The organism is Mycobacterium sp. NGS50 (assembly GCF_059812545.1).
Map to the genome: position 1 here is coordinate 1 of NZ_JCALCW010000002.1, position 14,392 is coordinate 14,392.

Genomic DNA, 14,392 nt, shown 5'->3' on the forward strand with positions numbered 1-14,392 from the left:
TACCCCTCATACTATCTATGCCCTACGTGTTGCGGCGGGCCGACGTAACCGCCCCCGCTCATAGTATGAGGGGTGCGCAGCTGTCGCCGCGCACCCTCTCCCACACCGAACACCAACCCGCCGACCGACCGGCGGCCCGAACCTCTCACCCACCCCGCCGCAGCTGCTGCCTGGCCCACACATCATGCGCAGTGACCGGCCTACGCCGGCCACGGAGCCGGCGCGCCCTCTGTCGATGATCAAGCAGAAACACCAACAACCGGCCCACCTTCACCGCAGCCTGCTCACGCAACTGTTCAGGACAATCGCCGGCCACATGCACGCCGCCGCTTTGCATATCCAACTCGACCTCGACACGAGGCACAACGATCCCGCCAAGGCCCTGCTTACGCACCCACAAATCCAAATAGGCGTGCGCGAACTCCGTAGCCCCGTCAGTGGTGCCGTATTCATGCAACCTGCCGGGGTACAGCAGCACGTACTCGTTACGCCATGACTGGTAGGCGGTGTCGGGTGACACGCGGACACTCGTCGGCAACAGGTTTCGGTCCCGGCCGGATCGGTACTTGGCCGCATAGCTCGCTGTCACCAAGCTCGGCTCCCGGCCGAACGGCCAGCCCTCACGACGATAGATCACACCATAATCATCGAGTGCATAACGCCATTCACCCGATGGGGTCGCCACAGCATACCCGTCAAACTCGCTACCAACGGGGTCGCTCTCGTGCACGCTCATGCTGCACCGTTAATCGTGTCGGTGTCGCAGTGGGCCAACAGCACCATCTCCGCGAGGAGGGTCTCCGCGTGCTCATCGGCGGCATCGCGTGCGGCCTGCGCCGCCTGCGCGGCTTCCAGCCATTCGATCTGGTCCTCGAGCTCCCCGATCAATTGCAGCACTCGTGAGTGGGACGCGCTGGGCACGGCCGCCAGGACGGCTTGCTCACGCTCGAGGACGGTGCGCGCCTCGTCAAGCGTCAACTGTTCAATGAACATCGCCTCATCGGCGTCGAGATGAATCATCATTTATCGTTGCCCCTTCCCGGGCTCGCGCCCCGGCTACCGACCAGGGCATTTTGTGGAGCTGCGCTGTCGCGCGCAGTCTGTCTGTTCGACACGACGGATATTACCGCCGCCCACCGACATTCACAGGGCGGCAGTGTTCAAGATGCTGCCAAGTACGGTGGCCGCGGCGGCGACCCCCTCATCGCCGCCGTGATGGTGCAGAACCTTCTCGGTCTGGTCGTCCACCAGCACGGTCAGGTGGGTTCGGTGGCGAGACAGCATCACGCACAATCTGCTGCCATCCACCGCGAACAGTTCGGGGATCCGTTTGCCGACCATCGGATGCACTGCGATGGCGGCGGACCGCTCGAGGCCCTGCAACGCGTTTGCGGTCCCGACAAGCACATCGGGGTATTGGCCTAGCGTGGCGCGGATTGCGGCGGCCTGGGCCACGTGGGGCACCACTACGGCGATATCTGACTCGACAAGCGGCCGAGTTCCCGCAGCCGTCGTGAGGGTGGCCCCGTCAAGCAGCTCGGCGATCCGGCTGGCGGCCGCATCGATGACCGATCCCGACGTGGGACCGTCTGTGGCCGTGATCCGCCGGTGGGCAAGCTCGGGCAGGACCACGCCGTACTGGCTCACATGCTCGTCGGGGCGCTTCGATGTAAACGGCAGGTCGGGGTAGAACGCCGATTGCACCAGCTCGGTTGTCGCTGGGCCGAGCCGCCAGGTGTAGCGCAGCGCAATGGTGGATACCGCCTTGCGATGCGCAGCGGCCAGCGCTTGCGGGCTGGGCAGGTGCGGGCCGGTCGGGGAATCCGCCCATCGCGAGGTATTGCCGGTGACCACCGGTGCGATCTGCCCAGGGTCCCCGACGCAGACCAGTTGCCGCGCCATCGCCCCCAACGCGCATAGGTCCGCGTAGGTCGCCTGGTAGGCCTCATCCACAATGAGCAGGTCTGCACCCAGCCGATCAGGTTCAGAGACAAGCCATTTCGCAGTGGTGGCGACTCTGACAGCACCGCCCTCGGAGGGCCAGATTTGGTACTTGTTGCCGATGATCGGGCAATCGCCCACGTCGGGGCGCACACCGCTGGTTTTCCACAACACGCCGATCAGTTTGCGGTCACAGATGGCGGCCAGGCGTCGGGCGATATCGACGGCCTGGGCGCGGGTCTGGGCGGCGATGCCGACCCGCAGACCCGCGCGGTCGGCCAGCAGCGACGACAGGTGCACGGTGAGGCGGGTCTTGCCGCTACCGGGCGGTGACGGGACGACCACGGCCGGGTCGCCTTCCCAGGCTGCCAATACGACCTCGGCGGTAACCGGGTCGGCCAGCAGATCCTGGCCGGGATATCGGCGCTGCACCGACGGCGGCCGGGCCGTCTGCGACTCGATGGCCGGCGCCGCAGCCTGTGGATTGGCGGGATCGTTGACAGTGGTGCGTGGCTTGATGATTCGCATCGAATCGTCGCCCCTTCCCGGGCTCGTGTCCCGGCTACCGACCGGGACCTATAACTGCGATCAGGGGCTTGGCGTACCCCTCATACTCCGAACGTAGCGCACCCCACCGACAAGCCCGCCGAGACGATCGCCAACCCCGCTGGCTACTCGGTGTCGGCGGTCGCGATCAGCACGTCGAACGGCACCTCGCGGCGGCTCACACCGGGCGTTTTGCCCGCCGCAATCCACGAATCGCTACCGGTCAGCAACCGCCGATAGGTGAACAACCCTGACCGGACCCGCTGACTGTTCGGGGCGGCAGGCATCAGCGAGACCCACTCACCGGGAGACGGTTGCGAGTCCACGCGCACACCGGCCACCGTCAGGTACAGCACCCCATCAACAGCCTCGGTGGCGGCAACCTCGCCACTGAACGGCCATGCCCGCTCAAAGCTATCCACACCATTGAGCCACCCCCGCACCTGCGTCCCTTCCCGCAGGCGCGTATCCATGCGCGCACACGCCAGCGTGAACTTCGTTCCCTTGCCAGCAGTGACAACCCCGCCGGCCACGTGCCCGGTATGCACTGCACGATGCCGCCACAGCCGATCCTCGAGCAGAACAGATTCCCACAGATCGGCGGCATTGCAGCGCCGCCGCAGCCCGATCGCCGCGACCGGGGCTGAATCCGGTGCAGTCCAGTCGTTTCCCTCTGCGAACCGCTTACCGGCTTGCAGATAAGTGTATCGGTCGTCTTCGGCAATAGCCTCCAGGCTTGCAATCGGCTCGCCCCGACTCAGCAGTCCAGCCCACGCGGCCAGCCCCTCAACGCCATCGGCTACCCCGAACGCCCGCCGCCAGTGCGCCACGGCGCGCTCGGCGGTCGGTTCTGCGCCTGTGACGAATCGCTGGCGCGAGTGGGCAAGCAGGTCGATCACCGCGCCGGTGCCGGGGTAGCCGGTCCGGTCCTGCCACCACCCGATCACTGCCGACGCTTCGGCAACCGCGCGATCCGCGTCGTTGCGAGTTACCCGCGCCGCACTCACCAGCGCTGCCATCACCGACGCCTCGGCGATGACAAGCTGGCACAGGTCACCGTTGTCGAATCGTGCGCCAGCGGCGTGCAACAGCGCCATCACCGCCGCGTCGCCTACCGCCGTCACAGGAACGCGATTGGCCCCTGCCACCGTGGCGCGCACTTGGTCACCTGTCCGATGGGCCTCAACAAACACCGCATCAGGGGCCGCCGTGAACAATGGCTGCGCTACGCGCAGCACCGGGTGCCCGGCATGGGCGGCGTAGAGCCGCTGGGCGAGGTCGTAGAACTCGACGGTCATCGGTTCACCTTCTCCGCGCGGCGCGCCATGTCCCACCCGTGTTGCAGTGCCTCGGCCGCAGATCCGACCGGGGTTGGCTCCTCGCCGGTCACATCGGCGGTGATGAGGCCCGTGCCGGCCAGGATTCGTTGCGCGTAGGCCATCAGCCGGTCATCCGGTGCTGGTGTCGATGCCATCGTGGTGGCGCCCCTTCCCGGGCTCGTGTCCCGGCTACCGACCGGGCTCTAGGTGTTTGCGCCCGCCGCCGGGGCACACCGTGACCCTATCGGCTACCACCGACAAGTTGGGGCCGCGCCAAGCTGGCCCCCGGCGCGTACGCCGGGAGCCCCCCCCCCCCCCCCCCCACGATTCAGGCCGGCCGGCTGCCGACTCCGGTCGGGATGGTGACGGTAGTCACGAACTCCGGCGCCCGGTCCGCGGCAGCGGGGTTGCCGATCACCACGAGGATCAGCCGCGACCGACCTGGAGCTGTCGGGAGCGGCGTGTCGCCGTCACTGAAAATGATCGTCACGTGCGGCGTCGGGCGTAGAGCCTCGGCGGCGGCGATCCCGACCCGCATATCAGTGCCACCCCCGCCGATCAACGCAATGTCCTCAACGCGGGACACCCGCTGCGGTTCGGCGGCAGCGGCATCCACGGTCAGGATCGTCACCCGTTCACGCGCCACCCCCGAAGTCCGAAGTACCGCCTGGACCTCCGAGAGCGCCGCCGCAAGATCGGCCTCACTCATCGACGCTGACGTGTCAATGACCGCAGCGACGTTCACCTTTGGCCCCCGCAACCCGGGAAACAGCACATCCCGCGACCGCCGCGACGGGCGCGCCAGATTGTAGTCGGTACGTCCCGCTGCCTCGGCCACCGCGAAGCGAATCGGCACGCGCAGCATTCGCTGCCACGGCACCACCGGAGGCGCGAGCACTGATGCGGCCCAGCGGCGTATCCCGGCCGGGACCGTACCGCGCCCGCTCCCGGTTGCTGCCTCAACAGCCTCGGCGACCCGCTGCCGCACCATGTCTGCGGTGGCAGGACCGACACCGGTACGACCACCGACCAGATCGGCAGCCCCCAATTCGCCGGGGATCGGTTCGCATCCCGACCCCGATCCGCACCCGACACCGTCGTCATCGAATACCTCGGCCGCAGAACCCGGCCCACCTTGTCCGTTGGCACCGCCGCCACTACTGCTGTCGGGGTCGGCGCTGTCCTGTTCGCCGACCAGCGCAGCATAGTAATCCTCGGCGATCCCTCCCGGTTCGCAGCCAAGCACCTGCGGCATCACCGGCTCGCCGGGGAATACCCCCCCGGCTGCCAGCAGATCGTCGTTAATCTCGGCATCCCCCGCGTAATTCCATGCCAGATGTGAGATCGGCTGCGGCAGCGCCTCGGATCGCTCCGCATGGACGCGCAACAGATGCCCCACCTCGTGCAACAAAACCGTGCCCGCGGCTTGCGGCCCCCACGCCTGGTCACCCACCAGCACCGCAGGGTCCATGTACACCCGCCAGAACCGGTCCACCGCAAACGTTTCCAGCCCTGGCGCGGCTACCGGGACGACAGAGAACAGTGCATCGGCGAAATATGGCATCTGGTCGAATGCCACCAGGTTGGCGAGGTGGTAGGCCTCAAGCTCGGCGGCGCTCAACTCACGCACTGTCGTGACCGCGCTCATGCCGCCTCTCCCTTCTCGTCGATCCACAGACCGGCCGCCGCCAGCATCGGAATGAATTCCCGCGCCGCAGCGGGCGGGCGCGCTCCCTCCCCCTGTGGGCGCGTCTTTGCCAGCGCGCGGGCCGCAGCGGCTGCCACATCGGGGCGACTGGCCTTGGCGCACGCCGCCAACGGCCCCCAGGCTCGCCGCCACATGTCTTTGGTTCCCGACTGCGCGGCGAGTGTCGCCACGCCGTTGAGGATCGCCCAGAGCCGGTCGGGCCGCTCGTCGGCCCACGCCACGATGCTGGGGGCGGCGATCACCGCGGACGGGTCGGGAAGGTCGCGTGCGTTCATCCACGCCAGGAACTCACGGCCCGCCGGAATACCTACCAGACCAAACACCGCCGCCTGAACCGCGGCGATATCGTCGGTGCGCAGCCGAGCTAAAACGCGGGTCAGCATGTCCCAGGAACGATCGGACGGCCACGCACCGCCCAACTCTGCTGCGGCATCAGGGCGCTTGCGCAGCAGGGCGGGCCGTGACGTGACGAATGCGGTGACCGCGGCGATCACGGCCGAGACATGGGTCTCGGTGGGCACGACGGCGCGAGAGACAGGGATCGCTTTCCAACCGGTGAGCATCCCGTCCACCCACTCTTCGACCGTAGGTGCGTAGTCAACGTGGCAGAAGCGATTGGCCATCGGCGGAGCCAGGTCGAATCCGCCCGCCGACAGTTCGGGCGGATTGGCCGCGGCGAACACCCACACGTCGGCGGGCAGCTGCAGGTCCTCACCCACCATCTTGTCCAGCGCAACGGCCAGCATCGCGCCCTGAGTGCTCTCCGGCACGGTCGTCAGTTCCTCGAGCAGCAGAATGCCAGCGCCAGCAGAGACCAGCCGCTTGGCCCATGCCTTCGGCTCTGTCCGCACGCCGGAGCCATCCGGCGCGATGTAGGGCATACCCACAAAGTCGGTGGGATCGCTGTGCGATCCGGTGACAATCTCGACCGGAATATCATGTGCTGCAGCAAGCGCCCGCACCAACGACGACTTGCCCATGCCTGGACCCGAGCGCAACAACAGCGGCACGCCAGCACGACCGCAAGCTTCCATCACGGTCACGCACGTCGCGGTATCAGTCATCAAAATGCCCCTTCCCGGGCTCGTGTCCCGGCTACCGACCGGGACGATTCTTTGTCGTTCATCGGGCGCTATTGGCCCGACACCACAGAACCTACAGCACCCCACCGACAAGTACTCAAAACAGTCATTGACCTGCACGGACACCCGGACTTGGGGCGTTTCCAGAACCACCGCCAGTAGGGGGTGCCGGTCACCTGCGCCAGGGGAGCTGGCAGAAGTGGCCGCGGCGTTCTGGCGTCCACAACGCGTCTCGTTCACCCATCGCGCTGATGCGCCGAGTGCCCACGCCTTGATTTGCGGATCTTTTCGGACAGATTTGCGGCACAGACAGACTGCGCCACAGGTGGTTTCGGCGCTGTTCGATTCTGCTAATGCGTTGGGACGCAACCGTTTTGATCAGCGTCGGGCCGTTCAACAACAGTGTGCGGCAACATGTTTCAGGCTCACTGCCGTTTATGGTCCGGGCGGCCGGGGCTGTTCCCACCTCTCCATCTCGACTTGTCGGACCCGGGAAGTACCCTCTTAGGGAGGGCAGGGAGGGTCTACCCACCCTGGTATCAGGCTGTTAGTTCGGCTGACGCGATCAGACACCGTTGAACATTTGACGCGCGTGCCGGCGGTCTAGACGAACATCTGAACCGTCCCGTATGTAGCGCTTCTCGCCCTCGCTGGTGGGCAGCTGGGCCGTCACATCCCCCAGTCGTAACCGGGCATTATGGTTCCTTGATAGACGATGTTGCCGGTGCGCCCGCGACGGTCCACTCCGATTGATCCGTCGGGGTTCAGGTACCAGATGTTTACATCAACGGTACCGTTTTGGTTCCATCGCGTGAAATCCTGGGCGGTTGGGGGGCTTGTCAGCCACACCTTAACCTCGGCTACCCTTCCGAGCGGGTCGACGTTTGTTTGCATCACCTCGCCCGGCCCCGCGTTGACCGTGATATCCGCTCCGGGCTCGACTTTCGAACCCTTGATGTCGACAAAGTGGCCGTTATCGACGTACCAGGTGTGTGTCGCCTGCAGCGGGCCGCACACCTTGGCCGGGTCGGCGTTCTTATCGGCCCCCAGGTAGCAGGCATATGGCACGATCTCTTGGTTATCCGGAAAATGCGGGGTGACGTGTCGCTCCGGTACTGGGAAGCCACCCTGGACTCCCTGTCGAACCTCGGCATGGCGGCTCTGGTAGGTGGCGTCGATCTGACGAATCCGCTCTCGGGTTTCAGAGACTAGGTTGTCTTTAGCCTTCCGTAGCTGGTCCTGCGACCAGGATTCGTCAACCGCCTGCCGCGACACCCGACTGTAACCGTCGTGATAGTCCACGACCGCCTGATTAATGGCGCTTTTTGTGCGGACTAGGTTGTTCTGCCCTTCCAGCATCCAGTCCTTCACATTGGTGTGTCTCATCGTGTCAATGCGATGCTTCTCTCCATGGCCGGTGAGCTGTTCAGCTAATTCCGTTCCAGCTGCACCGCGGAACTCCGAGGTGGTGTGCAGGGCCGCGGTGTGCGTCGTCGCTCTAGCCCCATCCGCCTGCTCGCTGCTAGTGCGGTGCTTATCTGCTTCACGGGCGTAGGCCGTTTCATCGCCGCTCGGCCAATAATCACCGATCAACATCTGCGCTTCCGGTAAATCCACCGGTTCAATAGCCCTCACTGATACCCTCCCTTCGAACCTGCAGTGTCAAATTTACGGCACTATCGGCCCTAGTCAGTTGCAACACCGCCTCAGTGCTGCCTCATTCATTCATGGGGGCGGGTACGACCGTGGGCGAGGCGAACCCCCTTTCGGCAGTCCATATTGCTGAGGCTATTCACCCATGGCACCCGCCAGGCCCGTTCACGCTATCTTCTGCGAGCAAGGTGTCGAGAATGGTCAGACAGTCCGCACAGCCGATGTCCTCGCGGAGGTCAGTGACGCCGCCGGCCGGGGCCCCGCACAGCGACGCCGAGCAACCCGCGGACCCATCAGAAGCGTGTAGGAGCTGGCTCGCCATCCGATCCCCCTTGCCTTACATGGAATTTCACCCGTTGGAGTGCCTACAGCGGACACCGGCCGTAGCGGGTTCTGGACAGCGCCCACTCGCCGCAGTCAAAGCACCATGCGCGGTTGGCGCCTATCCGGCGCGGGTGATCCAGCAGCTCACCCAGCTGTTCCGCCTCGGTCGTGGTGTGCATTACTTCCCCCCGTCTGCGATTCTGCCGCTGCACAACCACGACACCGATGAACCTCTGCCGTGTTCGTCAACTTTCTCGCCAGCACCGTCTGCGTCTGTTCTGTGGCGGGCAGTGCTGCTGCAGGAATTAGCAGGTCAGAGCACAGTCGCGTGCAAGCACCCGAATCGAGCCGCACCACTCACCGACGGTCTAGACCGGTCACGTCCTGGCGTTACTCTGGCCCGTGCGCCGACGCGCCACATTCGATGCATGCGTCTGGGGATGATGGCGATACCACTTCCAAGATCTCAGCGACCTGATCGATCTCCTCGTAGTGCGCTTCGGACGTTCCTTGCCAGACGAAGGCCTTAGTGGCCGCGTCCCAACGCGCATAGCGATGGGTCCGCGGGTGTCTCAGAATGATGGAGTACCAGTGTCCATCCCGGCATTGCCCAACCGCGACGCTCATTCATCCCCCTCTGCCTTGTTAAGCAGCGCTGATCACTCCAGCTCTCATGATGATGCCGGGCAGCGGCGACATACCCTTCGGACGACACGGCTATCACTGCTCTTATCCCGCTGAAGGGATGCTCCAGCTACCGGCCCCCAGCAACGGCTAGGCCCTCAATTACGCCCATCACCACCGGCTCTGACTGCCGCCCGCAAACACCGATTTTGGCGGCGGCAAAAACAACGTCCCTATTCGTGTCGATGCAAGATCGGCCAACACGGGCACATCACACTGAAGCCCTGAGGGCCGGCAGCAACCGACCCCCAGGGGAGGGAAATTTACCGATGAGTTCACCGCCAGGCACGCCCCACGACGCGTCTACCGCGAGACATCGCCGCCGGCATCGCCCTACGACGGTCATGTTCCCCAAGGGAGCTGCGCCAGGTGCATTGTCACTCCTGCTCGGCAGCGCTGTCGTGCTCTACGGACACCATCTACGACACAGCGGCGCCGCAGATCAGCGAATAGGGCCCATCATCATGCAGTACGGTGCCGTGTTCACCGCGATCGGCGCTGCACTGCTGTTCACAATCGCGCTCGGCGGCCGCCGCAAACCGCCCGGCCCCTATTTCTACGTTCACGCCGCCAGTGAGTACGGTGTGGCCGCCCTGGTCACCGGCCCATACGCATCCCGACAAGATGCCACCAGCGACGTCCAACGGGTCCGAGACCACACAACAGCAATAGGAGCAATCCCCGCCGCGACAACGTTGGCCTGGGGCGTCTCAGAGATCCCGCGGCGCTGCACGGGGATGGCCAACAACATCATCGGCTTCATCCCCCCCGTCTAGGCACAGTCGTCGCCACATCCAACTCATCTACCAGGTAAGGACCCATGGTCTCACTGCTAGACCTCGCAGCCGGGCACGCCGACTACATGGCCGCCACGGGCGCCTCCGGTGCCGCCGGCCACCTGATCATCTCAACGACCAGGCTGCTGCGCCGGCGAATCCTACGTCCGCTGCATGCCTTGCGGCGCTTGCTGCGGTGCGCCTTGTTGTACTCAGCCCTAATTGGCAGCGTATGGATTGCGTTGTCGGCCTTGCATTCTCCGGCCTAACAGTTCCTAATTCCATGGTTGTTCATGGTGTTAGGTCACGCGGCCTTTGTGGGGCTGCGTCCACGGGCACCTGTGATGCCGTGGACCGCGCCTTGTGTCGGCAGGTTCCACCGTGTGTGGTGGTCGCTGTCGAGCAGTCGGCGGGTGTTCTCCCGCGAGCGTGGCCCAGTGCCGTGCGGTAGGGGTCGAGAACGTCTCGACGCCACGGTCCTGGACGCGTTCACGTCCTCGTGAAGCTTCTTGCCGCAGAACCCACACACGAACCGTGCCTGGGTTTTACGGTTGGTCTTGTGCACGTAGCCACAGCCGGAGCATTGCTGGCTGGAGTACGGTGCGGGCACGGTGGTGATCGCGATGCCGTGGCGCTCGGTCAGCCGCGCCAGCCGGGCTTTGAGAACAGCCCGGCCGGTGCGGGTGCACAGGCGATTCATGCGTTTCGAGAGCCCGCCGCCGCGGAAGTCCAGCCGCTCGCCCACCAGCTCCCGCACATTGCCGGCGGGCGAGGCGGTTGAGCAGCCGGCCGATCTCGTTGGCGACGTAATCGCGGATCCGGGCGTGGAGTTTGCGGTAGGCCGGATCGGACTTCAGGGTGACACCGCGGCGCTGCAGATCAGCGGTCAGCGCTGCCAGCACGACGTCGAGTTCGCGCAGCCGTGCCAGCATCGCACGCCCGAGTAGCTGGCCGTCGCTGGTGGCGAACAACGCCGAGGAAAACCCGAAATCGATCCCGACCACCGACCCGGTTCGGCGTGGCGCGGCGTCGGGCTGTTGGGTGATCAGCGATATCGCGACGCCGTGTTCGGTTTGGTGCAACTGGATCGCCGCGCACCGCTTGCCCCCGCGATCGAGCGCCATCTCGATTTCCCGGTCGAACCTCGGGTTGCTGATCAGCGGTACCTGTACGGGTTTCCCGCGGGTCAGTGTCGCGACCTTCACCCAGTAACCCACACGCCCGCCCTGGGTGGCGGTGCGCGGCGTCGCGGTGGTGGCCACGATCCCGTCCAGCGTCAGTGTGTTCCCCCGCGACAGGTTCGGGAACCCGATCTGCCTACTTGCCTGTTTGGCCAGCCGCCGCCCTAGCTTCAACGTTTCCGGGGCCACCGCAATCCACGCCACACCTTCGGTTGTGGCGACCCGGCCGTGTTCGACAGGCACCAGGCGGTCCCCGTCGATGATCCACGGCAATTCCAGGGCCGGCACCCACCAGGCTTTGCGGGCGTTGATCCGGTAGAGCACCGTCTTCTCGTGCTCACTCAACTGCGATCCGGTGACCAGCTCCCGAACCCGATCGGCCAGACGCACCAGCCAACCGGACAGGTTCGCATGGACCATGTTCTGCGCGGACTTGAGCTGCCGCGCCGACAACGCGGTCGCGAACCCGACCTGATCGTTGGGCATCTGCCGCCAATGCACCAATTGCTCGCCGGCGAGTAGCTCACGTCGCGACAACGACGCCAAATGCCCCATCGCGGACCGGAACTGCGGAAACAATGCCCGCAACACGGCCACCTTGCCGGGGTTAGCGGCCACCGTGTGGCGATGCGCGGCGATCATCGCCTCACACCAGCCCCGCCACGAGTTTCGGGTCGATATCCAGCGCCGCGATCACGGCATCAGTCCGACGGCGGGCCGAGCGCAGCCCGTACAGGCGGGCAGCGAAGCTGTAAATGATCGACACGAAGTCGTCGAGCAGATCGGCCTTGTGTTCGGTTGCGGCGTCGGCAACCACGATCCGGCGGCCCTGCAGACCGAGTAGCACCTCGAACCAGCCGAACCCGACGCGCGACAGCCGATCCTTGTGCTCGACAACCAACGTGCCCCACGAGTCCTCCTTCAACAAGGCCGTCAGCTTCGGGCGGGTGTCGTCCACCCCTGACGCAACTTCTTTGATAACAGCCACCACCGACAACCCCGCCGCGTTCGCGAACTGGGTCATCCGCTGCGCCTGACGATCCAGATCACCGCGCTGCTTATGGGTGGACACACGGGCGTACACAGCAGCCTTCCCGACCAGAGCATGCTGCGGGTCGGGCACCACCACATGCCCCGAGCCGTCGAGATACGCACCCTCGATCTTGCCCGCCTTATACCGGTTCCAGGCCGCACGATACTTGATCCCGTTCCGCGCCGCATACTCCGACAACTTCACACGACCATAGTAGCAACTACCATGCTAATAACAATGACTATCATATCCTCGATAACCTGGCCTCGCACCCGGCGGGCAGTCGCATTCCGTCTCGGCGCTCTCGCCGCCTCTCAACGCCCCGAGCCGACCATCCGCCCGAAATCGGCGGAGTCGAGGTTCGGCCCGCGGGCTACGGTCCGGCGCGTGGCCATGGGCGGCGCCAGGTGTGGCTAGCGGAACGCGATTTGCCCGTTTGTCAGCGATACACGGTCCCAACCGATGCTGGCTACCGCGTAGGCAACCTCCCCGATCGCCACCACGTCACCGACGCTGAGACTCCGGTTGCGGTTGCGCCGATACTCGACCGCCCAAGACTCGGTTGGTTCGTCATTCAACTCCCGAAACACGGCCTCTAGCGCCTGCACCGGTACGCCGTTGATTGTTCGCGCGACCAGATCGGTGTCTTGCTCGAACGTCGACACCCTCGTCAGTTGGTGTCCGGCCTGGTAGCCAAAGAAGTGATCGCGGCTTTCGTTCAGATAGACCGCCGTCGTAACAGTTCTCATCATCCCCCAGTTCAACTAGATCCGCTCACGTGCTGCGCCTTTCACGGGACCGACAGAGCCTTCAGCAGCTCCCCGGCCGTATCATGGACCCTTCGTAATATGCTTCACACCATGCGCTTACGTGAGCTGGCGGCGCTGCATCTGCAATGCCTTCTGACCCACAATCGACAGTTCGTAGAATCGGCCCGTGTATTCGGGACGGTCGTTCTGTTCATAAGCACGCGTCGGCCATCTTGGGTGCCACTCCGGTTGATCTGCATTCACGCTACGTGGTTCTTGCCATGGTTCTCACCACCACAGGAGCAGTCGCACGACGGCCCGACAGCCGCCATGCACACGCCATTACATTCGCGCTCGACGATGGTTCGTGCTTCTAATTGCGTGAACTTCAACGGACTGTCGTGCACGGAGCACCAAATACCCAAGTCCCGCAAGGCCTTGCCATTATGGCCCGCATAGAAGATCAGCGTCTCACCAACGTAGGGATCGCCATCGATCACCTGCCGGTGCTTGCATCCCCGAACCGGACACTTGCCAAAATAGCGGTCCACCTTATGCTTTGGGATCATATGCCGCGGCCAGTTATTCATGCCGTTTTCGATCTAGTAGTCATTGGCTGGGCTTGACCTGGTGAACTTCACGCCCCGCGACGCTAGGGCATGTCGGTGCATCCCATTCCTCGGAGGTGTCGCCGATCACAGCTTTGTGTTCGGCTTCCTCCGGCGAGTTGGCGTCGATGACGTAGGTGCGCAGCACGTGTTGTATCTCAGTCACCTCGGCTATGTACTTCATTGCATTCCCCCCTCTTTGGACTATGCCCAACCCATCAGTTCCATGTGGTCTCCGCTCACGGGTCGATCGAACGGTCTCGCGACAGTCGACGCCCCGCCACGGCTGATTGTGCTGGAGGGCCGGTGTCGCCATAGGCGACCAACCACATTGCTTTTGGATGCATGACCCCTACGCGGTGTCCCAGTTCTCGATGACACCGCGAGCGGCCTCGGTGAGGGTGTACAAGGCGTCGTGTTCGGCGTCGTTGCTGTCACCGTCGAGGGCCCGCTCGGCGTTCTCGATCTCGTCGGCGAGATTCTGTACTGCATCTGCCAGTCTGCTCATGCTGGTCTACCTTCCGTGATTCGCAGGCTAGATTGCGAGGTTGTGGATCTTGTCGCGGCAGCGGCCGCAAATGGGCACATCGCCCAGGACTGGATGAGCTTCTGTGGTGGTGGCTGCGTTATCGCATAGCGCGAACCATTGGCATGGCACCGCGGTGCGTTGGCCGTCCGCCTCGTAGAAGACGCCCTCAGCGGTCTGGATCACTTCGATCTGCATGCTCTCCCCCTAGATCTTCTTCCCCCCGTTGGTGGCGGGGCTGCCGGGATCGTATGTCGAGGTA

The 14,392-nt window shown here is 64.6% G+C and carries 17 protein-coding genes; 1 reads left to right on the plus strand and 16 read right to left on the minus strand.

What is annotated here, in order from left to right:
* Positions 1–145: 145 nt before the first annotated feature.
* From AC5Y36_RS01605 to AC5Y36_RS01640, 8 genes are all read right to left on the minus strand, one after another.
* Complete coding sequence (locus AC5Y36_RS01605) at positions 146–736, minus strand: hypothetical protein (RefSeq protein ID WP_500039131.1); 591 nt, start codon at positions 734–736, stop codon at positions 146–148.
* Complete coding sequence (locus tag AC5Y36_RS01610; RefSeq protein WP_500039132.1) at positions 733–1,020, minus strand: hypothetical protein; 288 nt, start codon at positions 1,018–1,020, stop codon at positions 733–735. Before AC5Y36_RS01610 ends, AC5Y36_RS01605 begins: the two co-directional genes overlap by 4 nt.
* 123 nt (positions 1,021–1,143) lie before the next feature.
* Positions 1,144–2,469, minus strand: coding sequence for an AAA family ATPase (locus AC5Y36_RS01615; RefSeq protein WP_500039133.1), 1,326 nt, complete (start codon positions 2,467–2,469; stop codon positions 1,144–1,146).
* A 143-nt stretch (positions 2,470–2,612) separates the two neighbouring features.
* Complete coding sequence (locus tag AC5Y36_RS01620; protein WP_500039134.1) at positions 2,613–3,785, minus strand: hypothetical protein; 1,173 nt, start codon at positions 3,783–3,785, stop codon at positions 2,613–2,615.
* Positions 3,782–3,961 carry a hypothetical protein gene (locus tag AC5Y36_RS01625; RefSeq protein WP_500039135.1) on the minus strand — a complete coding sequence of 60 codons (180 nt, stop codon included), beginning with the start codon at positions 3,959–3,961 and terminating at the stop codon, positions 3,782–3,784. Before AC5Y36_RS01625 ends, AC5Y36_RS01620 begins: the two co-directional genes overlap by 4 nt.
* Positions 3,962–4,134: 173 nt before the next feature.
* On the minus strand, positions 4,135–5,454 hold the full coding sequence (locus AC5Y36_RS01630) for a vWA domain-containing protein (protein ID WP_500039136.1): 1,320 nt from the start codon (positions 5,452–5,454) through the stop codon (positions 4,135–4,137).
* Positions 5,451–6,578 (minus strand): AAA family ATPase, encoded by a 1,128-nt coding sequence (locus AC5Y36_RS01635; RefSeq protein ID WP_500039137.1) that lies wholly within the window; start codon positions 6,576–6,578, stop codon positions 5,451–5,453. Before AC5Y36_RS01635 ends, AC5Y36_RS01630 begins: the two co-directional genes overlap by 4 nt.
* Before the next feature lie 687 nt (positions 6,579–7,265).
* Positions 7,266–8,231: a hypothetical protein gene (locus tag AC5Y36_RS01640; protein WP_500039138.1), complete on the minus strand. Its 966-nt coding sequence runs from the start codon at positions 8,229–8,231 to the stop codon at positions 7,266–7,268.
* 1,490 nt (positions 8,232–9,721) lie between these two features.
* On the opposite strand from AC5Y36_RS01640, the gene AC5Y36_RS01645 reads away from it, so the two are divergent.
* Entirely contained in the window at positions 9,722–10,033 is a 312-nt protein-coding gene (locus AC5Y36_RS01645; RefSeq protein ID WP_500039139.1) for a hypothetical protein, read from the plus strand.
* 304 nt (positions 10,034–10,337) lie between these two features.
* Here AC5Y36_RS01645 and AC5Y36_RS01650 read toward each other — a convergent pair whose 3' ends face one another.
* The 8 genes from AC5Y36_RS01650 to AC5Y36_RS01685 form a co-directional block, all read right to left on the minus strand.
* Positions 10,338–10,643: a zinc ribbon domain-containing protein gene (locus AC5Y36_RS01650; protein ID WP_500039140.1), complete on the minus strand. Its 306-nt coding sequence runs from the start codon at positions 10,641–10,643 to the stop codon at positions 10,338–10,340.
* On the minus strand, positions 10,579–11,856 hold the full coding sequence (locus AC5Y36_RS01655; RefSeq protein ID WP_500039141.1) for a hypothetical protein: 1,278 nt from the start codon (positions 11,854–11,856) through the stop codon (positions 10,579–10,581). Before AC5Y36_RS01655 ends, AC5Y36_RS01650 begins: the two co-directional genes overlap by 65 nt.
* A 4-nt stretch (positions 11,857–11,860) precedes the next feature.
* The gene (locus AC5Y36_RS01660; RefSeq protein WP_500039369.1) at positions 11,861–12,445 is read right to left on the minus strand and encodes an IS607 family transposase; all 585 of its coding nucleotides are present in this window, start codon (positions 12,443–12,445) and stop codon (positions 11,861–11,863) included.
* A 215-nt stretch (positions 12,446–12,660) separates the two neighbouring features.
* Entirely contained in the window at positions 12,661–12,996 is a 336-nt protein-coding gene (locus AC5Y36_RS01665; protein WP_500039142.1) for a hypothetical protein, read from the minus strand.
* 260 nt (positions 12,997–13,256) lie between these two features.
* Positions 13,257–13,496, minus strand: coding sequence for a hypothetical protein (locus AC5Y36_RS01670; protein ID WP_500039143.1), 240 nt, complete (start codon positions 13,494–13,496; stop codon positions 13,257–13,259).
* A 109-nt stretch (positions 13,497–13,605) separates the two neighbouring features.
* On the minus strand, positions 13,606–13,770 hold the full coding sequence (locus AC5Y36_RS01675; RefSeq protein WP_500039144.1) for a hypothetical protein: 165 nt from the start codon (positions 13,768–13,770) through the stop codon (positions 13,606–13,608).
* A 186-nt stretch (positions 13,771–13,956) separates the two neighbouring features.
* Positions 13,957–14,112 carry a hypothetical protein gene (locus AC5Y36_RS01680; RefSeq protein ID WP_500039145.1) on the minus strand — a complete coding sequence of 52 codons (156 nt, stop codon included), beginning with the start codon at positions 14,110–14,112 and terminating at the stop codon, positions 13,957–13,959.
* A 27-nt stretch (positions 14,113–14,139) separates the two neighbouring features.
* Positions 14,140–14,328, minus strand: coding sequence for a hypothetical protein (locus tag AC5Y36_RS01685; protein WP_500039146.1), 189 nt, complete (start codon positions 14,326–14,328; stop codon positions 14,140–14,142).
* Positions 14,329–14,392 lie beyond the last annotated feature (64 nt).